General features: G+C 40.5%; 20 protein-coding genes. 13 read left to right on the top strand and 7 right to left on the bottom strand.

What is annotated here, in order from left to right:
- Window positions 1–12: 12 nt before the first annotated feature.
- Window positions 13–2,385, bottom strand: a complete 2,373-nt coding sequence (locus ACOI22_RS08860; protein WP_420671664.1) for a TonB-dependent receptor — start codon at window positions 2,383–2,385, stop codon at window positions 13–15.
- Between the two features lie 150 nt (window positions 2,386–2,535).
- On the opposite strand from ACOI22_RS08860, the gene ACOI22_RS08855 reads away from it, so the two are divergent.
- Window positions 2,536–2,952, top strand: a complete 417-nt coding sequence (locus ACOI22_RS08855) for a hypothetical protein (protein ID WP_420671663.1) — start codon at window positions 2,536–2,538, stop codon at window positions 2,950–2,952.
- A 165-nt stretch (window positions 2,953–3,117) separates the two neighbouring features.
- Here ACOI22_RS08855 and ACOI22_RS08850 read toward each other — a convergent pair whose 3' ends face one another.
- Window positions 3,118–3,555 (bottom strand): DUF1499 domain-containing protein, encoded by a 438-nt coding sequence (locus ACOI22_RS08850; RefSeq protein ID WP_420671662.1) that lies wholly within the window; start codon window positions 3,553–3,555, stop codon window positions 3,118–3,120.
- A gap of 225 nt (window positions 3,556–3,780) precedes the next feature.
- On the opposite strand from ACOI22_RS08850, the gene ACOI22_RS08845 reads away from it, so the two are divergent.
- Both ACOI22_RS08845 and ACOI22_RS08840 read left to right on the top strand, forming a co-directional pair.
- A complete protein-coding gene (locus ACOI22_RS08845; protein ID WP_420671661.1) occupies window positions 3,781–6,945 on the top strand; it encodes a glycoside hydrolase family 2 TIM barrel-domain containing protein in 3,165 nt (1,054 codons plus the stop codon).
- 15 nt (window positions 6,946–6,960) lie between these two features.
- Window positions 6,961–7,173: a hypothetical protein gene (locus tag ACOI22_RS08840; protein WP_420671660.1), complete on the top strand. Its 213-nt coding sequence runs from the start codon at window positions 6,961–6,963 to the stop codon at window positions 7,171–7,173.
- Window positions 7,174–7,525: 352 nt separating this feature from the next.
- Here the strand turns inward: ACOI22_RS08840 and ACOI22_RS08835 are convergent, their stop codons facing one another.
- Together ACOI22_RS08835 and uxuA are read right to left on the bottom strand one after the other, a co-directional pair.
- Window positions 7,526–8,812: an Nramp family divalent metal transporter gene (locus ACOI22_RS08835; RefSeq protein WP_420671659.1), complete on the bottom strand. Its 1,287-nt coding sequence runs from the start codon at window positions 8,810–8,812 to the stop codon at window positions 7,526–7,528.
- A 46-nt stretch (window positions 8,813–8,858) separates the two neighbouring features.
- Complete coding sequence (gene uxuA / locus ACOI22_RS08830) at window positions 8,859–10,067, bottom strand: mannonate dehydratase (protein WP_420671658.1); 1,209 nt, start codon at window positions 10,065–10,067, stop codon at window positions 8,859–8,861.
- Between the two features lie 554 nt (window positions 10,068–10,621).
- On the opposite strand from uxuA, the gene ACOI22_RS08825 reads away from it, so the two are divergent.
- The 7 genes from ACOI22_RS08825 (at window position 10,622) to rplI (ending at window position 17,153) form a co-directional block, all read left to right on the top strand.
- A complete protein-coding gene (locus ACOI22_RS08825; RefSeq protein WP_420671657.1) occupies window positions 10,622–13,654 on the top strand; it encodes a TonB-dependent receptor in 3,033 nt (1,010 codons plus the stop codon).
- 191 nt (window positions 13,655–13,845) lie between these two features.
- Entirely contained in the window at window positions 13,846–14,322 is a 477-nt protein-coding gene (locus ACOI22_RS08820; protein ID WP_420671656.1) for a hypothetical protein, read from the top strand.
- 172 nt (window positions 14,323–14,494) lie between these two features.
- The gene (locus tag ACOI22_RS08815) at window positions 14,495–15,439 is read left to right on the top strand and encodes an SPFH domain-containing protein (RefSeq protein WP_420671655.1); all 945 of its coding nucleotides are present in this window, start codon (window positions 14,495–14,497) and stop codon (window positions 15,437–15,439) included.
- A gap of 1 nt (window position 15,440) precedes the next feature.
- Window positions 15,441–15,905, top strand: a complete 465-nt coding sequence (locus tag ACOI22_RS08810; RefSeq protein WP_420671654.1) for an NfeD family protein — start codon at window positions 15,441–15,443, stop codon at window positions 15,903–15,905.
- A gap of 125 nt (window positions 15,906–16,030) precedes the next feature.
- The gene (gene rpsF, locus ACOI22_RS08805) at window positions 16,031–16,447 is read left to right on the top strand and encodes a 30S ribosomal protein S6 (protein ID WP_420671653.1); all 417 of its coding nucleotides are present in this window, start codon (window positions 16,031–16,033) and stop codon (window positions 16,445–16,447) included.
- Complete coding sequence (rpsR, locus tag ACOI22_RS08800; protein WP_420671652.1) at window positions 16,447–16,674, top strand: 30S ribosomal protein S18; 228 nt, start codon at window positions 16,447–16,449, stop codon at window positions 16,672–16,674. Before rpsF ends, rpsR begins: the two co-directional genes overlap by 1 nt.
- A gap of 26 nt (window positions 16,675–16,700) precedes the next feature.
- Entirely contained in the window at window positions 16,701–17,153 is a 453-nt protein-coding gene (gene rplI / locus ACOI22_RS08795) for a 50S ribosomal protein L9 (RefSeq protein ID WP_420671651.1), read from the top strand.
- Between the two features lie 62 nt (window positions 17,154–17,215).
- On the opposite strand, the gene ACOI22_RS08790 is transcribed toward rplI, so the two are convergent.
- The 3 genes from ACOI22_RS08790 to ACOI22_RS08780 all read right to left on the bottom strand — a co-directional run bounded on the left by ACOI22_RS08790 (window position 17,216) and on the right by ACOI22_RS08780 (window position 20,941).
- On the bottom strand, window positions 17,216–19,099 hold the full coding sequence (locus tag ACOI22_RS08790; protein WP_420671650.1) for a caspase family protein: 1,884 nt from the start codon (window positions 19,097–19,099) through the stop codon (window positions 17,216–17,218).
- A 154-nt stretch (window positions 19,100–19,253) separates the two neighbouring features.
- Complete coding sequence (locus ACOI22_RS08785) at window positions 19,254–20,045, bottom strand: hypothetical protein (protein WP_420671649.1); 792 nt, start codon at window positions 20,043–20,045, stop codon at window positions 19,254–19,256.
- A 77-nt stretch (window positions 20,046–20,122) separates the two neighbouring features.
- Window positions 20,123–20,941, bottom strand: a complete 819-nt coding sequence (locus ACOI22_RS08780) for a hypothetical protein (RefSeq protein WP_420671648.1) — start codon at window positions 20,939–20,941, stop codon at window positions 20,123–20,125.
- A 229-nt stretch (window positions 20,942–21,170) separates the two neighbouring features.
- Here ACOI22_RS08780 and ACOI22_RS08775 point away from each other — a divergent pair, with 229 nt between their 5' ends.
- From ACOI22_RS08775 to ACOI22_RS08765, 3 genes are read left to right on the top strand one after another with little or no spacing between them, the layout of a single operon-like run.
- On the top strand, window positions 21,171–22,724 hold the full coding sequence (locus tag ACOI22_RS08775; RefSeq protein ID WP_420671647.1) for a caspase family protein: 1,554 nt from the start codon (window positions 21,171–21,173) through the stop codon (window positions 22,722–22,724).
- Window positions 22,711–23,352 (top strand): hypothetical protein, encoded by a 642-nt coding sequence (locus ACOI22_RS08770; protein WP_420671646.1) that lies wholly within the window; start codon window positions 22,711–22,713, stop codon window positions 23,350–23,352. The genes ACOI22_RS08775 and ACOI22_RS08770 overlap by 14 nt, the downstream gene beginning before the upstream one ends.
- A gap of 2 nt (window positions 23,353–23,354) precedes the next feature.
- Complete coding sequence (locus tag ACOI22_RS08765; protein WP_420671645.1) at window positions 23,355–24,527, top strand: hypothetical protein; 1,173 nt, start codon at window positions 23,355–23,357, stop codon at window positions 24,525–24,527.
- The last annotated feature ends 6 nt before the right edge of the window (window positions 24,528–24,533 follow it).

Here is a 24,533-nt window from a genome sequence, read left to right as displayed (position 1 = left end):
CCTTAATTGCGCTTAAAACGCGTATTGCATGGTTAACTGAATATGACGTGGAACATTAGGCATAGCCAAGGTTGCGCCAAAATATCCGCCTTCAAATACAGGCTGCCAATTTTGTTCGTCAGTAATATTAAGCACATCAACGCGTAAGCGCATGTCATCGGAAACTTGATAACTGGCATTAACATCAATGTTGATTTGATCACGAATTAATACGGTTTGTAAAAAATCCAGTGGGAATGACTTTGTATAGAGTGCAGATGCACCTACTTGCATGTAGTGGGTAAGTTGCCAATTGGCATTTAACGACACAATTTGCGAGGGAATACCTTGTACTTTAGAATTTGAAGGCGCAAATGCAGCAAAAGAGGGCGAGCCCACACCATTACCGTTTATAATATCTAAGCGGCTATTATCAAAAGCATCAGCTACAACTGCGGTATCTTGAAATGCGGCCGAATCATCAAAGCGCGCGTCAAGGTAGCTGTAAGCAGCATTAAGCCATACGTCATCACCTTGATAAAACAATTGTAGCTCAGCCCCTTTTGTTTTCACGCCGCTGTTGCTTCCATCGCGGTTTCGTAAACTCCGAGTTTGGTGAAAAACCGAGGCTTCACCGTACCAATTGTTATCAGGCGCGTATTTAAGGCCTACTTCGTATAGCGTATTTTCAGTCGCAAAGTTAGCCGCGCTAATTTCGTTCGTGCCGCTAAGAGTAGTGCCCCCGGCCATACTGTTTGACGTGGCATCATTTTTTGACCATGCAGCATAAACGTTAATGGATTCCGTAAGGCTGTAAATCGCGCTAAGCTGCGCACTTTGAAGCGTGTCATTATAAGTATCCGAGGCTCTGACTTGGCCTTCAGGAGCAAGTGGATCACGTGCTTCAACATCGTAATAGTCAAGCCTTACGCCCGCTATGGTTGAAAACGATTCTGTCCACTGCGAGCGTTGCTGAATGGCTAATCCTGTTTGAAATGTGCTTGAGTCGGTGGTGTCAGATAAATTGTAGTCACCTAAACCGTCATTATTTAAATCGTACTGGCCGCCCGGCGACACAAATACACCCGGGCGAAGCTCAATTAAACGTACTTGCTGGGCTTCAGTTAAAGGAATTTCACGATTACTCAAAGGGCCAGTCAAATCAACGGGGCTATCGGCCTCGGTGGTAAACTGGCTGTAACCTAACACATCGTTGTAACGCAATGCCAAGCCGAAGGTGGTGGTTTGATTATTATTCCATTGCAGGTCTAACTCGGTGCGATTCTCAAAAGTATTTGCACCATCAATTATTTCAACAAAGCTGTTTTGAGCAATTTCTTCGCGAGTAAGATGCTGATAATACGTGATGTTTCGAAGCACTACTGCATTTGAATATTGATGGGTGACGTTACTGCGTAATACGGTTGTTTCTGCGCCGTTTATATCATCTGGATGTGTATACACTGAGCTTCGCGGAATAACGACTTCTCCCGTGGGTGAAATAAGTGCTCCCGCTCCTGGAACAGTGCTCCCGCTGGGCTGAACGCCTTGCCCTGTTATATAAATGTTGTTGTCGATCAGGTTTTGCGTAGGGCGGTTAATACCCGCTATGTCAGGATATTGCGCATCGTAATATTCTGCGCTAATGTCCCAAGTGGTTTCAGTGCTTGGGGTGTATCTGTAAGTAATAAACAAGTTTTTACTTTCACGTTCAGCGTAGTCGTAAAAGCTTCCGTGGTTTAACCATTTGGCACTTATTCGTAAACCGCTTTCACCTTCTTCTATAGCTGAGCCATAATCTAACTGGGCTGAGTATTGGTCCCAACGACCTGCTCGAAGGGTAAGTTTTCCCTTGCTACCTATGGTAGGCGCGGTTTTGGTTTGCAGATTCACAAAGCCACCGTTTCGCTGCGTACTTCCAAAAAGTACTGGTGATGGGCCCTTTACTACATCTATTTGTTCAACACTGTTGAAGGAAACCGGTAAACCAAAACCGTTATTACCTGATTGGCGACGAATGCCATCTTGAAATAATTCGCCTAGTTGCCCGCGTATACTGGGTAAACTAGGTGTACCGAAGCCGCTAGATGCATATGCATTGGGCGCCGCTTTAACAATATCGTGTAAGGTGTTTATATTTAAAGCTTCTATTACATCAGCAGGTAATGACGTTGCCGAACGGGGTGTATTGGTTAGTGATAAACCCGAACCAAAAATACCATTGAGCGTATTGTTTTGCGGATTTCGTGGGTCAAGTGCTTGCGTGTTCCCTGTTACTTTGACTACTTCTATACTTGGGGTTTCAGGCTTATCAGTGCCGCCAAGTGAATCCACTTGTTGAGCCAAAAGCCCATCGCTAACAGAAAGCGCAAGTGCACTAATAGCCAGCCCAAAATTATTTCTCATTTTTTTCACCTTACAAATTTGCGTACTCGACAAGACCGACACCCAATCGAAAATATTTCATGAGCAGCCTCTTTAATCTTTATGAAAACTTTTGAAAGTTAATAAGGTAAAGCTCGTTCTATTGGGTTACATAAATAAATAGGAGTTATAATGCAACCTCAACAACCCAACGACATATCTAACCGCCTGAGCTGGGCTTTACTTGCCCTTCGTGTTTCTGTTTTCATTGTTATGTTTGTATGGACATTAGATAAATTTGTTAACCCAGGCCACAGTGCCAAAATATTTGAACATTTCTACTCAATTGGCGGTGTGCCAGAAGTAGCGGTATATATTTTAGGTGCGCTACAACTGGCATTAGTTCTGGCTTTCGTTGCCGGTATTGCCAAGCGATTTACCTATGGGTTAATCTTTTTACTTCATGGTGGGTCAACACTATCGTCATTTTCTCAATACATCGACGCATTCAACCACTTGCTATTTTTTGCGGCTTGGCCAATGTGGGCGGCATGTTTTGCTCTTTATTTACTAAGAGACGCTGATAAACGCTTCACACTTGGAAAGTAGCATCAAACAATAGTAATTTACTTAATGTATACAGGTGTTTACCACAATTTGACTAATTTGGTTCACTATAACAAGGTGTTATAGCTATCGGCCGGTTATTTTGTGTTAAACGCTTGTTTTTAAAGAACGACGCGTTTATTGAGTGCTCAAATCAAACTACTAAGCTTACATTTGACTACGAATTTCTTCTATTCGGTCTCTATTTACACCTAAGTCAGAATGTCCAACTCTAGAGGCTGAGCGTACATGAATGATGACTTCTTGTGAGTCTGTTTTTGGAAAATAAAACTCAACATCGTCTACAAAACGAAATACTTTGGATACAAATTCTGCTCTAATATAATCATCTTTTACTTCTTTAATTTCAGCATTACTTGTATTGTTGAGTATATCTATAAGCTGCTGCTTAGTATCTGCTTGAGTGTTATATCCAACGATTGGCGCAATAGAGTGCTCTTCGTTAGTCTCTTGGCTATTAACGCAGTTTGGTTTGTCAGGGCATTGCATTAATTTACCTGTTGCCACTCCTAATGTAGGAATTTCTCCCGCGCAGCCTGCTAGCAGTAAAATTGAAATAAAAGCGCCAAATTTTTTAAAATGCATTTATGTAACCTCTTGATATTATATTAATAAAATAATTTTTATTGTGCTTTTTACTAAGTGCAATTACACAATACAGCAAACCAAATTAACATATCGCGTCAAGCCTTACCTATCATTGGTAATGTTAAAACAATTTACTTAAAACACTATTTTTTAACACAAGTGTAGCATCACAATTTTTTTAACGATATATTATATGATAAATAATATATAAAAAGGTGTGCTATGCCGTCGCTGCAATACTCTTTAAATCGAATTTTTTTGCTTTACATACTTTTGGCAGGTATTAGCTTTGTTAATGCGCAAACTATTAAACATAATGCTGATCGTGAATTGTGGGAAGACCCAACCATAGTTAGTCAAAATAGGCTACCTGCTCGTTCGCATTTTTATCCGCATATCGCAGATCAAAGCGGGTTTGCACACACACCTTGGGAAAGCGATGACTATTTACAGTTAAATGGTGAATGGTCATTTAGTTTGTCTGACTCACCTTTTTCTGGTCCCAGAAATTTTCATACTGAGAATTACGACAGCAAAGATTGGGGGACTATTGCCGTGCCTGGTAATTGGTCATTAAATGGATATGGCTATCCCAATTATGTCAATATGAGGGCCGATTTTATACCAGAAAATAGCACAGTAGAAATAGGTGATATTCCTCATGCTACTAATACAACAGGTCGGTATATAAAGCATTTTGAGCTTCCGGACGATTGGTCGCAAAATACCGTTATTGCACACTTTGGTGGGGTAAAATCGGCTTTTAAATTATGGGTTAATGGCCATTATGTTGGCTACTCACAAGACAGTAAAACAGCGGCTGAATTTGATGTTAGCGAGGTGGTAAGGGCTGGCCAAAATGTAATGGCACTAGAAGTATATCGTTGGTCAGATGGCAGCTATTTAGAACTGCAAGATATGTGGCGTTTAAGTGGTATAGAAAGAGATGTGTATTTATATCGTACACCTACTACGCGTATTCAAGATATTGATACCCGCGCAACGCTAACTGCAGATTACAAGCGAGGTCAATTTGAAGCCTCTGTAGCAGTAACGGGCAAAGCGCCTCAAAAAGCTCGCGTAGCAATTACTCTGTTTGACCAAAATGGCGTGGTAGTTGTGAAGCAAACCGCTGCAGTTACTCAGGGTGGTAATCAGTGGGGCGCTAACTTTGATTTAACTGAGCTCAATAACATAAAGTTTTGGACACACGAAACACCTCATTTATATCCCACTCTTATTCAGTTACTAAATTCATTTGGAAAAGTTGAGCAATCAGTGTGGCTGCGGTCTGGTTTTAGAACGAGTGAATTAAAAAATAAAAATATTCTCATAAACGGCAAAGCCGTGTTATTTAAAGGTGTGAATCGACATGAACATGACCCCATTAGCGGGCACGTAATTTCAGAAGCGTCAATGCGCAAAGATATCATGCTAATGAAGTCTTTGAACATCAATTCAGTAAGAAATGCGCATTATCCGAACCATCCTATGTGGTATGCGCTTGCTGATGAGCTAGGTTTATATGTGGTTGATGAAGCAAACATTGAGTCCCATGGAATAGGCGCTGCAAATCAAGGGCACAGCTACGACCCCAAAAAACACATGGTTAATATGTCATCATGGACAGCGGCATATGAAGACCGCATTCGTAATATGTATGAAGGTAGTAAAAACAGCGCTTCTGTAGTCATGCTATCGTTAGGCAATGAAAGTGGTGATGGTCCCAATATTGAACATTTGTATACCTGGCTAAAAAAACGTACATCACTCCCTGTTATGTCAGAACAAGCTCAACTTCGAGCGCACACGGACATGTATGCACAAATGTATGCGTCGATAGATTTAATGAAAAGTTTTGTTGAAATTGGTAGCGACCGCCCAATGATATTGTGTGAGTACGAGCATGCAATGGGTAACTCTGTTGGTAACCTCAATGAATATTGGGAATTGATCAGGCAGCATCAAGCATTGCAAGGAGGTTTTATCTGGGATTGGGTAGATCAAACTATTACTACGCACACAGAATCCGGACTAGAATTTCAAGGCTACGGCGGAGATTTTGAACCTGAAGGTCAATACCATGACGGTAACTTTTCTGCAAATGGCTTACTTGATGCAAACCGAAAACCACACCCACATGCATATGAAGTAAAACATGTTTATCAAGATATTACAGCAACCTTTGTTTCACCTAATGAGCATATAATATTGCTTGAAAATAGGCGGTTTTTTACAAATTTAGGCGACGTTGCACTTCGCTGGGAACTGCTAGCTGACGGCGTGATGGTTGAAAGTGGCGTCAATTCTCAGCTTTCCACTGAAGCTCGTAATTCAGAACAGCTAATTGTGCCGGTCAAAAGTACATTAATAGCGGGTGTACGCTACCATTTAAATCTAAAATTTAAGCTTAAAGAAGCCTCATTAGCACTTAGTAAAGGTCATGAAGTTGCGGCGGTTCAGTTGTCGTATCCTTACCAAGAGCTCGCTCAAGTAACACGCTCAGAAACGCAAAACCCATCGCTAATTAAGAATGAGGACGAATGGCTTTTAAGCGTCAATAATACCCGTTTTTCTTTTGATACAAGCACAGGCTGGCTAAGTCAAATAAAGAAAGATGAATTTGCAGTTTTAGCGTCGCCAATTGTTCCATGGTTTTGGAGAGCGCCTACCGATAACGACTTTGGTGAGGGTTTTCCTAAAAAAAGTGCTGTTTGGTTAGATGCAAGCGCACATGCAAAGCTGCTGTCAATTAAATCACATGCGGATAACACGGCTTACACAGTTACTACCGAACATTATTTAGAGAGTGTTGAAAGCCGCTATCGCACAAGATATACGCTCGATAATAGCGGCGCACTAGACGTAACGGTGTGGTTTTTAGCGGCGCCTCATCGTTTTCAAGCCGCTTTGCCGCGGATAGGCCACCGCTTTCAACTACATGCCAATTATAATGCGGCAGAATGGTTTGGCAGGGGGCCGTTTGAAAACTATTGGGATCGTAAATTATCGGCATTTTTCGGCCAGTATAAAATGCCGATTAAGGAACTGGGGCATGACTACGTGAGGCCACAAGAAAACGGTCACCGCTCAGATGTTTTTTCGGTAAGCTTCTCCACCAATAAAGTCAAAAGCCCAGCAATTACTTTTACAGGTGCACCGACTATTGGTTTTAATGCTGAATACCGGGATATTCTTGATTACGATACCTTACAAAAAACAGGTTCTCATACGCACGATATTGCATTAAAAGACAATGCCTACGTGAACATAGATTTCAAGCAGCGTGGCGTTGCTGGAACAGATTCTTGGATGACACCACCATTATTTAAGTACACATTACCATGGCGAGACTATCAATACTCATTCACTATTAAAGTAGATTAATTAGACACATATACTATGCGCGCTAGCGGTGCAAAACTAGTACCGTTAGCCAATACCGTATTTGTAGCATGCGGCAATAAATTAAATGGCGCTCATCACAAATACGACTTAACACTAGAGTTGAATGCTATTGCTGAGGGGATATTGCTTGTTCGTCCTTACCGTACAAGATATAGCTATATCAACCATCAAGGAAGCCGCGAAAATAAGAGCGCTTATACGCATTAATATCGCAAGAACTTATAGATCCTTTTAAGCATAAAACGCATGTTTTTTGAGCTCGCTTATGTTGTGATTATGCTAAAGTATATAAACATTTTGCGCCTAAAATTCACGATTTGCATTTATACGTCAAATATGTACACTAAGGAACGCCAAGAATTTGGCGTATTGTAAATATAATTAACATTTACTTAATAATAAAATAAATAATAAAAGGTTTGTTTAATGGAATATTTTTTTCCCTTAGTTGTACTAATCGTGGGGTACATTGTACTCATAAGAATGTTAATCATTTCTAATTCTGATTAATTCATTAGATTGCATATGAGTAAGTTGTTTACTCATATGCACCATTTTCCTAAATAGCTAGCATTTGCCAAACACCTTTAATCCCCGTAATTGAAGTAAACACTGAAAATATAAAAATAAAGGCCAATATTATATTTGCCAATATTGTATTTTTATGTGACTTCATAAGGTCTTTTCTATTCGCCAAATAAAAGATGCAGGCTACCGTCACCGGCAGAATTACCGCGTTAAACGCTTGAGATACAATCATGACTATCACCGGGCGCGCTTCAAAAATAGGCACTACTAATCCTAGCAACGATATTAATAAGACTATTACTCGATATTTAGTCAGGGTCATATCACGCTTCTGGCCCGTATAGTCACATATTAACCATGGCAACATGAGTATATTGGGAAATTGGGAAGATACCCCTGCAGCAATAAGGCCAAATGCAAATATTGATGTAGCTAAGCTTCCGGCTAAAGGCTCTAATATACCTATCATTTGCGACGCTTTTGTCAATCCAATTCCTTCAGCATGCAAGGTTCCAGCTGCAGCTGCCATAATTGAAGCGCTTATAACAAACATTAACGCAACCGAAAATATCGCGTCATTTCGTTGTTTGGTATAGTCGGCTAAAGTCCATCCGGCTTCTTTAACCAGAGTTGTTCTAATAATAAATAAGCCTGAGAAAACCGTTGTTCCGATCATCGATGCAATAACTAAAAATGGGCCTTTATTTGCTTGAGTGTCTACTGGCGGAATGCTAGGAATTAGCCCTTGTAAAATGCTCATGGGCGGTGGCATCATTATAAAGAAGTTAATTAAAAAGCAGGCTGACATAACCGCCACTATTACAGCAAGGCTGCGTTCAAAAAATTCAGTTTTGCCATTAAAGAAAATGTAATAAACCAATGATACAAAAAACACGGCAAAGTAAATGGGAGCAATTCCATCTTCAACCACCGTTTTAGACCATTCGTAGCATATATCAGCCACAATCCCCATTACGCCCATTACACTTCCGCATACTCCTGTAGTTAGCGCAACAAGAAAAAATATGCCCACAGCCGGATGAATATGTTTTCTAAATGCTTGCAGAGCAGTTTCACCTGTTACTAAAGTGTAGCGGCCATAAAGGTTAACCATGAAGAAGGTACATAAACACGAGGCAACAATAGTCCACAGTAAGGTCATGCCATAATCAGCGCCAGCCTTGGCCATTGCAGTTACGCTACCCGTTCCAATATTAAAGCCTAACAAAAATATACCCGGCAGAAATAGTGCCAAGCATTGCGCTATTTTTTGTTTAAGCCCTTTTTTGGGTGTATCAGTTCCTTCTACTTGCATCATAAGTACAGCCTTGTCGATAAATTGTTATTACCATCTAAAGTGCAAATTAATATTTGCTCAAATCAGCGCTTAGCGCTCTGATCACTCCTCGAATTTCTGCTAAGCCTTTCATTCTTCCTATACCTGAATAGCCTGGGTTTACCGTTTTACCTATGTCATCCATCATCTGATGGCCATGATCGGGTCGTATAAAAATCTCACCTTCAGTATTATTATTTTGCTTGCGTACGCTCTCTTCATCTAACAGCGCTTTAATAACCGCAATCATGTCAATATCACTATCTAAATGGCTGGCTTCATAAAATGAACGCTGTTCAGAAGGGTCTCTAGATACACCTCTTAAATGCGAGAAGTGAATACGCGAGCCAAATTGTTTTGCCATTGCGGGAAGGTCGTTGTCAGGTCTACTGCTGTATGTCCCTACGCAAAGCGTTATTCCATTTGATGGGCTAGGTAGTGCTTCAAACAAAATATCTAAATCGGCCGCTGTGCAAATAATACGGGGAAGCCCAAGCATGTCGCGAGGAGGATCATCAGGATGAATGGCTAGCTTTACGCCTAATGCCTCAGCCTTAGGAAGTACTTGCGATAAAAATGAAAATAAGTTTTGACGTAAATCATTACTTGATACGCCTTTATAGTTTGCAAGCATGGTACGAAAATCGCCAATGCTGTAGGCGTCGGTCATTTTGCCGGGTAACCCAGCTATGATGTTCTGGGTGAGTTGGGTTTTCTCATTGTTTGACATTGCTTCAAATGTGACTCTGGCCTCCACTATTTCAGCCGAGGTATACTCCAGTTCGGCATTTTCTCGCTCAAGAATAAATAAATCAAAGGCAGCAAATTTTTGTTGGTCAAAGCGAAGTGCGTAAGCGCCATTCGGCAACTTGTATTGCAAATCAGTGCGGGTCCAATCAATGACCGGCATAAAGTTATAGCAAATAGTTTTAATGCCGCACTTTGCTAAGTTCTCCATTGAACTTATCCAGCTATCTACATATTGTTGATGGCCAGAGCGGGCTAGTTTTATATCTTCATGAACGGGAATACTTTCTACCACGCTCCATATTAAACCGCTGTTGCCATTTCTGTCTTTTTCTATTAAGGCTTGGTGAGCGCGAATATCTTCAATGGGCCAAGTTTGGCCGGTGGGTATACTGTGCAGCGCACTTACAATATCAGTAGCGCCTGTTTGCTTAATGTCTTTTATTGAAACAGGGTCATTTGGTCCAAACCATCGCCAAGATTCACGCATATTTAGCCTCCTAAATTTACCGTCAAAATACGTCTTTTACATTCATATGTTACCAATTCAATTCACGTGGAAAGGTGAGGGCTTTAAATTGATCATCCAAATTGTAGTAAATGTTAATTTAATTTGTAAATCTAAAGTATATGTTCAAGTGCAATTGGTCAACCAATTGCCTTACCTAAATTCAAATAGTTCAAAAATAGAAACAAAATATTTACAAAATAAAAATTTGGAATAACGGTTTAGTTTGCCGTTTTATATTGCGGCATTCTCATTGAAATGCTTTATAAACATAGTGTTGCGGTGTTTTCTAAATGATTGTAAAAATTATTCGCTATTTGGTAAGACCAATGTCGAACAAATAATAAGCGCAAATGTAAGTAAAAAGGTTGACCTTTCCAATTTTAATTGTAAACATAATGTATGTTCTTTGTAATGCGAGCCAAGCTTGATGTGAAGAATATGTTGTATTTAACAAAAATATTAAATATGAACTTTTCAAAATGGTCAGCTTATACATGCGAACAAGTTCATAGAAACACACACTGGAGTTATCTATGGGACACAGACTTTCAAAAATCACCTTGGCTTTGCTATCGGCAAGTGCATTAAATGTAGCAACAATGGCAAGCGCGCAAGAAGCGCAACAAGGTGCAGATCAAGAAACTGAAATTATCGAAGTATCAGGTATCCGCGGCGCACTCACTAGCGCACTTACAGAAAAGCGTTCGTCTGACAATATTGTTGAAATTATCCAAGCAGAAGATATTGGTAAACTACCTGACCAAAACCTTGCAGAAGTATTAGAAAACGTTACAGGTATTCAAATTACTCGTACCGCTGGTGTGGGTACAGGTGTTCAAATCCGTGGTACTAACTCAAACCGTGTAGAATTAAACGGCGCAGGCACTGTAGGCTCAGGCGCAGGCCGAAGCGGAATGAACTTTGAAGACCTTTCTGCTGCAATTATAGCAGGTGTTGAAATCACTAAATCACCACAAGCTAAAACCACTGAAGGTTCTGTAGGTGGTACGGTAAACCTTCGTACTATTCGCCCATTAGAATTAACTGAAACACTTGGCTCACTGCGAGTTCAAGGTGAAGACAGTAGCCTAACTACTGATGGTGTTCAGCCACGCGTATCAGGCGCTTATGGTGACAACTGGGAACTTGACGCTGGTCGATTTGGTTTTGTTGTGAGCGGAAGCTACACAAAACAAGAAGCAACTTCTTTCCGCCCTCGTGTTGACCGTGACGGCAGCTTAGTTGAAAATGTAAACGCTGATGTAGTGCGCAGTGGCTCGCTAGAAGACCAAGCAACTCGACGCCCAGTCGCACAAGATTTTGACTTTTTAGGTATTCAGTTCCTTAACCAAGAAATTGAAAATTTTGAATATGAAACGAAAAACTTAGCAACTACCTTTGAGTTTGCGCCAAATGACAACATGAAGTTTTTCTTTGATGTAGTACTTACTGAGCAAGAGCGTCGCCAAGAAAGTACGCGTGTTCAAGCTTCAGGTGTAAGTAGTGTGCTTAATTATAACCTACCTACTTCTTTTGAAACCGTAAATTTTGGCTCATTAGACGGCGTTAATTTGGGTAGCATTCAAGCGGCAACTACAGGGACTATTCAACCTGATCTTTCAGTAGATGATGATGATCCAAACTTACGTTTTAACAGTGATACCGGCGCTCGGGTTACCGATACTCAGTTGTTCCGTTTAGGCGGTGAATGGCAGGGTGATAACTTATTCGTTAGTGCTGAAATTTCAACTACAAGCTCTGATACTAAAACGCCATCACTTAATACGCAGTTAAATTTTATTAACCCAAATGTACCTTTAGATGGCCTTGATGATGAAGGTAACACAACTGCCGATACAAGTAATGACAACGCGGTTCCGTTTATTTACGATCTAACGGGTAACAAGCTTAGTTTTGGAATTGATTTTGCGTCACCATTTGCACCTACAGTGGCTGATTTGCTAAACCCTAACAATGTGGTTCTTGACCAAGTTGATTTGGGCCGCAGCTCAGTTGAAAACTCAGAAGACGCATTTAGAACTGATTTTACTTATTACTTAGATACTGAAATTGTTAATTCAGTTGATTTTGGTTACCGCTATAATAAAACCAAACATGATTCAGTAACCATTTCAGATCGTATTGGTGGTTTTAGCAAACTAGTAGATAGCCCGAACGGTTCATTGTTCTCTAGTCTTTTAGTACCTGGCCAAGATAACTTTGGTGAGTCTGACGGACGAGAGCTAGCCCTACGTAACTTCTTAATTGTTGATCCAGAGCTTGCTTATAGCGATGCCAATGGCGTAATAAGCACACTAGAAGCGGCGATTATTGCGCACGGTGGTAATCAAGATTTAGCTAACCTAGAGCCCGCGGCTAACGAAATCTTTGGTATTGAAGAAGAAACTCATGCGCTTTACGCACAAGCTAACTTCGAATATGAAATGATACGCGGTAACATAGGTGCTCGTTATATAAGTACAGAAATTTCTTCATTCGGAAACACCGTAATTGATGGCGTGGCGTCACCAGAAACTAACAAAGGTGACTATGACTTTATATTGCCCCGTTTAAACATAATTGCCGATGTGCATGATGATGTTGTGGTTCGTTTAGGTTGGGGTAAAGATATACTTCGTCCTAACTTTGGTGACCTAAATACGTCGGTATCTTATGGTACTAATGAAAACCAATCGGTTGAAATTGGTAACCCAGCACTAGAGCCAGAAGAAGTAACGTCATTTGACCTTTCTGCTGAATGGTATTTTGCTGAAGCTGCAGTGGCCAGTATTGGTTACTTCAGAAAAGAGCGTACTAACTTATTCGTAACTAGTGTTGATTTTGCGACTCTTGATGCGAACGGTTTACGCGACGCGAACCCGGCTTGTTCTGGTGGCGGAATATACAATCCAGCAGCTCAACCTAATGTGTTAGGTGACCCTGACACCACCGGTTTATGTGTTGACCGTGAAACTGTATTTAACGACTCAGCTACTACTACGCAGTCAGGAATTGAAATGGCTGTTCAATATGACCTTTCAAGCTTTGAAGATGACTTAGGTTGGGCTTCAGGTTTTGGTGTTATTGCCAACTATACTATCCAAGAGTTTGATGGTGGTTCAGCTGTTTACACTTCAGCCACACGTGGTACTGATATTTTCAATGCTAATAATGGTGTTTACGATGATGCTGCTTTTGTAAAAGTTACGTCGAACCAAGGTTTATTAGATTTTTCTGAAAATGCGTATAACTTCGCACTATACTATGAGAAATACGGTATTTCTGCTCGCGTACGTTACACATGGCGTGAAGCCTTCCGCACAGAAGACACCGCAGCGGGTGCAAGCCTTAACTCTACACTAGGTTTCCCTGTTGTAACGCATGACCGTGGCCAGCTTAATGCAAGTATTAGCTATGACGTAAACGAGCAACTAAACTTAGGTGTTGAAGCCGTTAACTTAACAGAGTCTGATATTACGCAATCATGTGTTAACGAAGGCGCATTACTATGTGCTCAAGGTATCACAGACCGTCGTATCACATTCGGTGCAAGCTACCGCTTCTAAGTATTCTTAAAAGCTACTATTTAGCACAGTCAAAAAGCAAGCCTAATCGGCTTGCTTTTTTTGTTTTTAAGCCAGCTTAAATTGTGTGTAACATGAATATTCAAAATTAAATGCATAAACATATTTAGTTTAAGCCCCGCAAGGTCTATTATAACTCTCTTGTATTTCATGTAGAGGTTTACCATTCACTTATGTCCAACTTAGTCAGAGAGCTTATAGCTTTTGATATCTTAAAGCAGGAGCTTGAAGATATTGAAGTCGACACCGAATCTGACGATAGTTTGCTTAAAGCGCATCTTCAACTTATCAAGCAATGTTCAGGTGCTAGCCAACGTATTATTACGGCAACTCAAGGCTTATCTGAATACGATTTTCAGAAATCAATTTCGAATGTAGAATTTGTGTATAAAGTGCATACTAAGCAACTACTCACCGTCCATAACCGGCTTATCGCTTGGGTGATTGATTTTTTTATCGCAAAAGAAAAAGCCAGTAAAATTACTGATTTGGATTTTAGCGATCAAGCCGAGGTGCGCCTCGATTTATGGCAAACTAAGTCTGCAAAAGCGAAAAACCAAATTAAGATACTTGCCAATGCACTGGGTAAAGAAGAATATAACGAGTTTATTGCTCAGTATCGCTTAGCCCATACAGAACTCGCCCTTTAGTTTCCTTATCAATTTATCAGTAACAAGCGTTTACATTTATTTGCTGGTTGAATTTTTAGAATATGCTAATCTGAATGTTAGGAATTTTTCTGTTAAAGCAGTGTCCTATTGATGCTATTTGCAATTATTGCTTAGCGAAATAGAACGTAATCACTATAGAAGGAAGTACAAAATGGATGTGTTATTTGATTATATATTAACGGTAGAAGTTGCTTTTATCGTTTTGGTGTTAGTTATTCTAAAAAGTGGTATTAAATTCGTACCACAAAACCGCGCTTATATTGTTGAGCGTTTCGGTAAATTTCAATCTACAAAAGAAGCGGGTTTAAACTTTATATTCCCATTTATTGATCAAATATCAGCTGACCGCTCGTTAAAAGAACAAGCTGTTGACGTACCCGAGCAAAGTGCAATCACTCGCGACAACATTTCTTTAATGGTTGATGGCGTACTTTATTTTCGAGTAATGGACCCATACAAGGCCACTTATGGCGTTGAAGATTACGTATTCGCGGTTACTCAGTTAGCGCAAACAACCATGCGTTCAGAACTGGGGAAAATGGAACTTGATAAAACCTTTGAAGAGCGTGATGTGCTCAACACCAACATTGTTAGCGCGATTAATAGTGCCGCAAATCCTTGGGGTATTCAGGTAATGCGCTATGAAATTAAAGACATTATTCCACCTTCATCAGTAATGGAAGCGATGGAAGCGCAGATGAAAGCTGAGCGTGTTAAGCGTGCACAAATTTTAGAGTCAGAAGGTGACCGACAAGCCGCTATAAACCGCGCTGAAGGTGAAAAAGCGTCAGTGGTACTTGCTGCCGAAGGTGATAAGTCGGAACAAATATTACGAGCTGAAGGTGAAGCCGCTGCTATTATTGCGGTTGCTGAAGCGCAAGCCGAAGCACTTGAAAAAGTAGGTAAATCAGCAAACACTGATGAAGGCCAAAAAGCTATCCAGCTAGACTTAGCAAGCAAGGCAATTGAAGCCAAACAAGCCATTGCAAAAGAGTCATCGGTAGTTTTGCTTCCTGATTCAAGCACCGAAGCCGCTTCGGTTGTAGCTCAAGCAACTAGTATTATAAGTGCGCTAACTGGAAAACAAGGAGTCTAATATGAATTGGTTTGCCAACAATATTATAGAAACCGTACTTATTATTGGTATTGTTTTGTTGATTATTGAAGTGGTAATACTAGGTTTTAGCACTTTTTTCTTGTTCTTTGCTGGTTTAGCAGCAGTCGCAACGGCCGTAAGTATGTGGCTTGGCTTGCTGCCTGAAACCTATTTATATGCGGTGTTCTCAGTGGCTGGGTTTACAGCCTTGTTTGCCATTTTACTTTGGAAAATCTTAGCTAGAATGCAAGAAGACGTAGACACAAAACACGTAAGCAATGACATTGTAGGGCACAGTTTTGTGTTGCCTGACAACATTCAAGCTAGTTCACCGCTAGAACAAAAACCGAGTTATCAATATTCGGGCATTGCTTGGCGCTTAAACGCCTATCAAGACATTAGCAAAGGCACTTTAGTTGAAGTCACTCAAAGTGACGTTGGCGTTTTGCTAGTACAGCCTAAATAAATAGGAAATAACTTGCTCTGGGGGCGAATATTCTGTAGTATTCGCGCCCTTGCAACCAACATCCAAACTCCTTGTCTCTATGTAGACGGTTGCACTACCCGAGACTACAACCGTAGGGAGCAGTAATGCGTCATTACGAAATCGTATTTATGGTTCACCCTGATCAGAGTGAACAAGTACCTAGTATGATTGAAAAATACAAAGGTATTCTAGAAACTGACGGCGGAAAAATCCACCGTTTAGAAGACTGGGGCCGTCGTCAATTGGCTTACCCAATCGAAAAACTTCATAAAGCACACTATGTTCTTATCAATGCTGAAGCAACTGCTGAAGCCGTTGAAGAATTAGAAAATGCTTTCCGCTTTAACGACATCATTCTACGTAACTTAGTTATGCGCACCAAAAACGCAGAAATTGAGCAATCGCCTATGGCGAAAGAAGAGCGTCGCGAAGAGCGTAAAGAGAGACCAGCTCGCACTGAAGCTCCGGCAGCAGAAGCAGCGGTTGAAGCACCTGCAACTGAAGAGAAAGGAGACGAATAATGGCTAGATTTTTTAGACGTCGTAAATTTTGTCGTTTTTCAGCTGAAGGCATAGCTCAAATTGACTATAAAGACATCTCTTTATTGAAAAACTACATCACTGAAAGTGGCAAGATTGTACCTAGCCGCATCACCGGTACTAGTGCGAAATACCAGCGTCAGTTGTCAACAGCCATTAAGCGTGCTCGCTTCTTAGCTTTGCTTCCGTACACTGATTCACACAAGTAATTATTGGCAATTTAAAGAGGTAGCGAATGAACATCATTCTACTAGACAAAATCGCCAACTTAGGTGGTTTAGGTGACCAAGTCACAGTTAAATCTGGTTACGCACGTAACTTCCTTTTCCCACAAGGAAAAGCAGTTCCTGCAACCAAATCTAACGTAGAGAAGTTTGAACAGCGTCGTGCTGAGCTTGAAGCTAAGATTGCAGAGCAATTATCAGCTGCACAAGCCCGTGCTGACAAACTAAATGCATTAGAAAACGTAACTATCGCGGCACCAGCTGGTGACGAAGGTAAGCTTTTCGGTTCTGTTGGTACTCGTGATATTGCTGATGCAATCACAGCTGCTGGCGTAGAAGTAACCAAAGCAGAAGTTAAATTACCTGAAGGTACTTTACGTGAGACTGGCGAATTCAACATCGATATTCAAGTACACGCTGACGTTATGGCTAACGTTACCGTAACTATTATCGCTGAAGCTTAATCGCTGATCGCAAGTTATGCTAAGAAAACACCGCTATACGCGGTGTTTTTTTTGTCTTGAATTTACTGAGCAAGCATATTAGCGCTTTGCACCAAGCGAAAACCTACATTCGCTTTGCCTACAGAATTTCTCAAATGAAGACGTTGCATAGGATTCGCTTGTCTGCCTTTATCTTTAAACGAAGCGCCTCTATAAATTCTGCTGTTACAGTCACCACCAGTTTGCGCTGTACCATCTAGCGGTATTGATGAAATATCTCGGGTATAACAATCTTGCGTCATTTCAGCTACATTGCCGAACATGTCATATAAGCCGTAGCCGTTAGCTTTATAACTTTTTACATTAGTAGGCGCAGTATTAGACTGGCAGCCATTATCAGAAGATTCTGAAATGTGTGCAAATTTACAGGCTTTACTACTGGCGAAATTTACTGGGCCTCTTGTTTTAAACGCATACTCCCACTGTGCATCTGATGGCAGGCTAAAGCGTGCATTAGTTTTATATTCTAACCAAGGAATGAAGGCTTCACTGATATCATTGAAGCTAACTTGAGACACAGGCTTATTGCTGCTGTATTTTAGATCTTCAAAGGCTTCTTCGCTGCAAACACCATCATCGATACATTTTTTATATAAGGCCATGGTAACTTCTGTTTCCATTATTCGAAAACCATCTACATACACTTTTTGTGGATTTTCAGATGAGCGGGGGCAATTTCTGTTTGCCCGCTTACAGCCCATCATAAATTCGCCCCCTGGCACTGCAATCATTGAAAATGATTCCCCGTTAATTTTGTACTCTTGGTCACTCAAACTTGGGCTTAACACAAATTCGTAGGCACCTGAATTGCTCAGGTCTATTTCACGCGTCATGGTTTCGTAACCGTCTAAGCTAGCTTGTACTTTGTATTTTGCTATTGGCAAGCGTATGCCATCTTGGTAAGTATAGGCGCTATCTAATAAGGTAAGCTTTGCTTTGCTAGGCTTAGTTAATACAGTTAAAGGGCGTGCGCTTGGCGCTGCGTCCGATGCACTTGTACTTTGTGAATTTAGCGAAGCCAATTGCGCTTGAGTGTCGCTAGGCTGAAAATAAAATTGCTCAACTAAACTGCTTAATTCCCAAGGGACTTGTTTTCCTTTCGAAGCCGCCATTACCGCCCGGCGGGTCGCAATTGAGATATCGTAAATAGACGCGCCAGGCGTATGTAAATTATTTAAAAAGTGACCTGTGAATAAACCATTTTTTCCTTTACCGTCAGATGCGGTTCTCCCCGGAGCGGTGGCATATATTACAATGGAACCGGTGGGAGCATCCATTCTAGCTAAACCTGTAGATGAACTACCAAATGAGCGTGAAGCGGTTTCAAAAGGATTGTTTCTACATGCATCTAAAATAATAATACTGGTTTTTACTTTTGTTCTTTCCATGTCGCGCATCAAATCATTGGCCGAAAAGCTTTCTTTAGGCACTGATTTTTCAGAAGAAATACCATGGTTTACCGGAATCAGATAATTTTTCCCCTTTACTTGCATGCCATGTCCGGCAAAAAAGAACAGGCCAACTTCAGCATTTTCAATTTTTTTTATGAAGGTGCTTGCTGCTCGCTGCATATGCGCTTTATCTAAATCTAGTACTTCTATTACTTCAAAGCCTAAATTCGCTAAACTACTAGACATAGCTTTTGCGTCATTAACCGGGTTCGCTAGAGGTGAATTAATATATTGGCTGTTGCCAATAATGAGTGCAACACGCTTACCCTTTGCGCTATCAACAGGGCTGGTAACCGGATTGGCTATGCCTGCGGCTATAGCGCGTTCTTGCTGTTTTAAGGCATGGCTAGTTTGTGCATTAGCCAAGCCGCATACTAACAATATAAAAAGAGTGAAACAAAACCCTAATTTACTTATGAGCAGTTTATGTAGGTCTAGCACTTTTGCTTTTTTCATTTTCGTTATTCCAAATCTGCCTTGGTTCTAAACATATGTACGAGCGCTTTATAAACGCTTAGCACCTAAAATTGATATTTCTACTATTTAAACTACTTAGACGGCGAAGTCGCTAAAAACGAACAAGTATGTCGTTCATCTTGTTTCCTAATTTTCAATATTTTGCTTTATTAATGGCATTAACCTTTTTGCACACTGCAGTGCTTGCTGAGTCAATGCTGCTAACATCTATTTTGCTAAGTGGTAGTTGCTTCGACACTTTAGGCTGAAGTAGCTCAGCCAGCTGATTGTAAATCAAGCCCTGTTGCTGCCAATAATTTGTATCTACTCGTTCAGCAGATGAGCATTGAATAGCGTTAAGGCCAAGCCATTTACCCAATACAAAAGCAAGTTGTTGTATTTCGCAATCCTCACTGGCAGTGCATTCGCGCGGCAAGTATTCGCTTGTTTCAACTCCTAAACTTACGCGCGCTGAATTGCTTCCCCACTCAATATCTTCTTTAAGAGCACTTATATTCAGAGCAAAATGCTTTGCCATGCTTAAATTGTCAATTACCTGCTGTTTATTGAAATTAGCTTTACTGTAGCTTGATGTAAGCTGCTGATTAATTTGCTCAATATTCATCACAGGAATAAACATAAAGTAGGCAACCGCTGCCAAGCCAAGTAAGCCACTGCTGCCAAAGCTCAGCCAAGCCCAAGGGCGCTTAGATTTCTCTTTTGGCGTAACAAGGCGCCTCTCCTCTTCTAGCTGAGAGAAAGCTTTTACCGCTTCGCTTAATTGCTTTGGATCATTGGCTAAATCTTCTAGAATCTCAGCACGCGCGGCTTCTGACAAATCCCCGTGCAGAAAATCAGTAATAGCCTGCTCACTGGCTTTGCTCTTAGATTGTTGTAACGCTGCTAAAGCTGCCATTATTTGCGCATGCTCTTTATATATTTGCATCTATCCTCACAGGTAATGTTGCCTTATTTTAATATTTGTCATAGTAATAGACGGATTAAATAGCGTTAATTGACATATTAGTAGTCCAAAGGAGAATCTTTAAAACAGGTTTTAATGGCCGCTAATGCATCTTTAATGCGTCTTCTAGCGGTGTATGCTTCTATTTGAATAAACGCTGCTGCGGCAGGAATTTTTAAACCTTCTTGATATACCAAACGCAGCAGAAGTTTGCTCTCTATATCCAGTTCAAGTTCGTTTAACTTGTTTAATAGCTGTGTGGCGTCGTGCGATTCAGGTAAGTTTTCGCCCAACCATAAATGAATTGCATTTAAGCTTTGCTCAAATATTGTAGCGTGAAGAGTGTCAGCATCATTGGTACTTGAAACCTCTATATTGCTTGAATCAATAGTGCTATCGCTTTGTTCATTTACTTCGATACTTTTAGCAACTATTTGTTTGCCGCGGGTGTGGCATTTAGGATCTTTTTGCCGAATGGTTGAAATGCTTTTTTGCACGTAGTCAGAACTGAAGCACTCTTTGTACGCATTAATTAAGGTAGTAACACTCGCGCCTTGGCAACACAGTTGTTTGTATAATCTTACCCAAAACTCACCTAGCTGCTTCGTCCAAGCGGGAGGTTCACAGCGGCCAAACACCTTGCGATAGTAATCTTCTAGGCATCGCCGGTAAACAATAAAAAAAAAGGTTTTAGCGCTAGCCGAATTACGCCCCTCGTACGCATTAAGCTTCGCCCAATTATCCTGTCTCATAAGATCTAGGCACTCATCTACCGCTGTGCGCGCTAGCTCAGCATCAAAAAATCGCTTGGCAGCAATGTTGTCCATACTTTGTAAAAAATTAGTTTTAGGATCAAAAATTAAGCTTTGCCAATCCATTCGCAATTATCCTGCCCCGTTATGTGTTGAAGTGATCTAGTGTTCATATGCTAATGCCAAAAAGGATCATTAACCTCATATACCAAAGTTTAAAATATAAACATATTTAGTTCAAAAATAACACAGTTTAGTTTACTCTAAAAAAATAAGGATTTTTAAAAACACTGTGTTTATTTTTTGCTTGTGTGCCGTCTAGCAATTATATCAACCATCTAACAAAGGATTATTTATGAAAACTTTCATCAATACGGCGCGGCACAACGAAGCATCACTACAAACACCTCAGGCTCTAGATTTTGCTCACCGTTCTTGGCTTAGCGGTTTATTAAAAAGGGCAACTTTTATGAACAAAAAACTAGTGTTCCCTAAATATGTCCTAATGATTCTAGCTGTTGTATTTAGTGTTTCATCTATTGCCGCTGACAAAGCGCTGATTATAGGTATTGAAGAATACAAAAATCCGAGACTAAACTTAAAAGGCATTGGTTTGGATGTTGGGTATGTCCAACAGGCACTTGCTCGCTTGGGTGTTGAGCAAAAAAACGTTATCACCTTATTTAACGAAAACGCCACTGAAGCCAACATTACACGTATGTTTAATACGTTTTTACGTGACGGTGTTGGCCCTAACGACAAAGTGTATGTTTATTTCTCAGGTCATGGCAGCCAAATGACCGATACCAGCGGAGATGAAAGTGACAGGCTTGATGAATTTTTAGTGACATATGAATTTGACCACAGAGGCAATAAACCCGGTGCATTAACTGATGACGAGTTCAATAAATTGCTCACATCCATTCCTTCAAACAATGTATTTGCTTTTGTAGACGCATGCCACAGCGGAACTATTTCGCGTAGTTTTGTTAATAATAATTTGAGCATGGGTGAAAATATTGCTTACCCTAAGTTTGCTACCTATCCGGGTATGCCTCAGGTCAGTGACAGTGCAAAAAGTCGCAGTTCCCGTAGAAGCGTGTCTATGGATGATAGTCAAGAAAAAACAGGTACATCAAATCGCCTTAACTACATTGTAATTTCTGCGGCGCAAGATGACGAATCGGCGCTTGCTTCGCCTAAAGGAAGCTATTTTACCTTAGGCTTTACTTATGGCATTGAAAAAATGCTAAATGAGCAAAAGCCGGTTACGCCAGAGGTTTTATATACTATTTCTAAAGCGGTTATTGATAAATTCACGAATCAAGAAAATCACTACACCCCCAATATTATGGGTAACAAAGCATTATTAAAAGAAACCTTAAAAACACAGGCTCCAGGCAAACGTGGAAAAGTTTGGCAAGAAATGGCTGCTTTAGTTCCTGCTAATCCAGGTTTAACGATTCAAACGCCTAAACTCAATTACAAAGTTGATGAAGCGGTACCCTTGAGTGTAAATGTACCAGCCAATGGATATTTATACTTATTCACAGTAGATCAATACGACAACTCAAGTATCTTATTTCCTAATGAATTTAATGCAAACAACAAAGTATCAGCAGGGCAAAACTTTGATGTTAATTATGCAAGCGTAGGCTTTGACTTACTAGGTGCTGAACCATTGGGCGAAGCTATTGTAGTGGCGGTTGTATCCTCAAGGCCCCTTAACACCAAAAACAAATCACCGTTCAACCATGACGAACAAGGTAATAGATTAAGCCCATTTGAACCTGTAAGCCCAGGTATGGCACGAGCTATAAAAATAGGTAAAGCTAATATCACCGAAAACCAAGCATCTAGCAATTATTCTTACTATGCAGGTAAGGTGGTTTTCAATGTACTTAAATAATAAAAAACGCTTGGCAAGTATAAGCTACCTTAAAAAGTTTATTGCCTTACCCCTAATTTGCATGCTCCTGCCATCGTGCGCGTTATGGAACAGTGAGCTTGATGATACTGAGCGAGCAAAAGTAAGCAATGCAGAACCTGTATTGGCTGCTTCTAAAAATGAGCAAGTGGCGAAACAAGTAAGCTGCGCCATAGAAGCGAATGCAACACAAATCAATAGTATGACGGCAAGTTTACAAGATCTGCTAGAACAAGCTCACAATGATCAAGCTGAAAGAATTACATTACCTGTAGAAATGATGTTCTCACTCTATTATGGACTAATGGTGCCAGGCCACAGTGCTGAGGTGGGTAAAGAGTTTTCACTTATTTACAGTGCCAAAGCAAACACCCAATCGCCTACTTTAAATAAGCAAATTGATTATTCAGTATTTAGCACAAGCAATTTAAATGAAGGAAATCGCTGTTTTGTGCCTCAGGCAAATATGGCGCTATATAGAGTGTTGATGTACGCAGATCAAATGTCAGTAGCACAGTGGCATGAGTTGCGTAAGCAGTCACCAAAGCTGTATTCAGAACTATTACATTTGAAGTTTAGCTTGCGCGCTGAAGATGAGAGTGGGGTATAAGCATGCTATTTTTACACTTAAGTTTATACCGTGTGTCTCATCAAACAATAGCAAGATTCCTTCTAATAATAGTGTTAGTTGCCTCAAGCTTTTCTTGCACTTCAAGCGTTAAAATTGACGACAATAGTACCAAAACCACGGTGTACTATGCGGGCTTTGGTTTTATGGGGCGCTTTGACAACATTGCTGAAAAGTTCCCACATGCTGCGCGCCTGAATCAGCAAAAGGGCAGACAAATTGGCAGGTTAACCGCGTATTTTACCGAGCAACTCAAACAGCAGAACTTTAATAATATAGTGGTTAATTTTAACTCTGTTGATCAAAACCGAAACAGGCCGCTAATGCTGGCAATGTCGGTTGAGCGAGAAACCTTATCATTAGATCGCGGTAACAACCCAATAGTCGAAATTTCCGCGCAGCTTTTGTTCTTTGATTATGAGAGCCGAGTTTTGCTTGGGAACCTTCATATTCCCGTTGCCTTTAAAGGGATTAAAGGAGCTGATAACAAAAGCGATATTGAAAAACTATTTGAACAAGCTTATTTCTCCAAAACAGGGCTGTTTAATATTGCTAATAATAAGCTTAAAACATTGGCCTTGAGTGACTTTGAAGGCATTCGCCTACAAGTGGCAAGTGTGAGCTTAGAAGACGGCGCTAAAAAATTCTTACCTCAAGCTAATAGCCAATTAATTATGGAAGAATATATTGGGCAATATGCATCAGCTATGCTGGGAAAGCATAAGGTAAATATTATTCCGTTCTCAAAAGGCGCCACAATTGGGCGGCAAATGGCAATTCGATTAAACGACACCAGTGCATTTAATTTAGTGCTGCCTAAAGCAGATTACGAACTAGATATTACTCTACAACGAACCGACTTAATGGCTAAAAAACACTGGAATATTTACGGCGTGAAGTTTGATATAGCGGCAAAGCAAAGTTTCAACAATAAGTCGGTATTGAATATGCCTTTGTTTTATACCAGCAAGGTAAAAGCGAATACAAAAGAAAAAGCACTCGATCAATGGGCACCCTTTGAAGATGCCATTGAGAGCAGCTTAGCTGATTGGGCAAAACAATTTTCAAACCCAAGTAGTAAGTGGTGTAAGCGTTATTCAAGTGGTAGTGCGGCTTGTGCTCAACTTAAACAATTTAAACAGACACTAAGCATTTAATTTTAT

This window comes from Glaciecola sp. 2405UD65-10, assembly GCF_048820975.1.
Taxonomy (GTDB): Bacteria; Pseudomonadota; Gammaproteobacteria; order Enterobacterales; family Alteromonadaceae; genus Glaciecola.
This window is presented reverse-complemented; position numbering and strand designations above follow the sequence as displayed.

What these genes read in the sequence shown, in the direction of transcription:
- ACOI22_RS08820 (WP_420671656.1), top strand. Translation starts at nt 13,846, where the DNA reads ATGTCCAACTTAGTCAGAGAGCTTATAGCTTTTGATATCTTAAAGCAG.
- ACOI22_RS08855 (WP_420671663.1), top strand. Translation starts at nt 2,536, where the DNA reads ATGCAACCTCAACAACCCAACGACATATCTAACCGCCTGAGCTGGGCT.
- ACOI22_RS08845 (WP_420671661.1), top strand. Translation starts at nt 3,781, where the DNA reads ATGCCGTCGCTGCAATACTCTTTAAATCGAATTTTTTTGCTTTACATA.
- ACOI22_RS08850 (WP_420671662.1), bottom strand. Translation starts at nt 3,555, where the DNA reads ATGCATTTTAAAAAATTTGGCGCTTTTATTTCAATTTTACTGCTAGCA.
- rplI (WP_420671651.1), top strand. Translation starts at nt 16,701, where the DNA reads ATGAACATCATTCTACTAGACAAAATCGCCAACTTAGGTGGTTTAGGT.
- ACOI22_RS08860 (WP_420671664.1), bottom strand. Translation starts at nt 2,385, where the DNA reads ATGAGAAATAATTTTGGGCTGGCTATTAGTGCACTTGCGCTTTCTGTT.
- ACOI22_RS08825 (WP_420671657.1), top strand. Translation starts at nt 10,622, where the DNA reads ATGGGACACAGACTTTCAAAAATCACCTTGGCTTTGCTATCGGCAAGT.
- rpsF (WP_420671653.1), top strand. Translation starts at nt 16,031, where the DNA reads ATGCGTCATTACGAAATCGTATTTATGGTTCACCCTGATCAGAGTGAA.
- ACOI22_RS08780 (WP_420671648.1), bottom strand. Translation starts at nt 20,941, where the DNA reads ATGGATTGGCAAAGCTTAATTTTTGATCCTAAAACTAATTTTTTACAA.
- rpsR (WP_420671652.1), top strand. Translation starts at nt 16,447, where the DNA reads ATGGCTAGATTTTTTAGACGTCGTAAATTTTGTCGTTTTTCAGCTGAA.
- ACOI22_RS08765 (WP_420671645.1), top strand. Translation starts at nt 23,355, where the DNA reads ATGCTATTTTTACACTTAAGTTTATACCGTGTGTCTCATCAAACAATA.
- ACOI22_RS08815 (WP_420671655.1), top strand. Translation starts at nt 14,495, where the DNA reads ATGGATGTGTTATTTGATTATATATTAACGGTAGAAGTTGCTTTTATC.
- ACOI22_RS08835 (WP_420671659.1), bottom strand. Translation starts at nt 8,812, where the DNA reads ATGATGCAAGTAGAAGGAACTGATACACCCAAAAAAGGGCTTAAACAA.
- uxuA (WP_420671658.1), bottom strand. Translation starts at nt 10,067, where the DNA reads ATGCGTGAATCTTGGCGATGGTTTGGACCAAATGACCCTGTTTCAATA.
- ACOI22_RS08840 (WP_420671660.1), top strand. Translation starts at nt 6,961, where the DNA reads ATGCGCGCTAGCGGTGCAAAACTAGTACCGTTAGCCAATACCGTATTT.
- ACOI22_RS08810 (WP_420671654.1), top strand. Translation starts at nt 15,441, where the DNA reads ATGAATTGGTTTGCCAACAATATTATAGAAACCGTACTTATTATTGGT.
- ACOI22_RS08770 (WP_420671646.1), top strand. Translation starts at nt 22,711, where the DNA reads ATGTACTTAAATAATAAAAAACGCTTGGCAAGTATAAGCTACCTTAAA.
- ACOI22_RS08785 (WP_420671649.1), bottom strand. Translation starts at nt 20,045, where the DNA reads ATGCAAATATATAAAGAGCATGCGCAAATAATGGCAGCTTTAGCAGCG.
- ACOI22_RS08790 (WP_420671650.1), bottom strand. Translation starts at nt 19,099, where the DNA reads ATGAAAAAAGCAAAAGTGCTAGACCTACATAAACTGCTCATAAGTAAA.
- ACOI22_RS08775 (WP_420671647.1), top strand. Translation starts at nt 21,171, where the DNA reads ATGAAAACTTTCATCAATACGGCGCGGCACAACGAAGCATCACTACAA.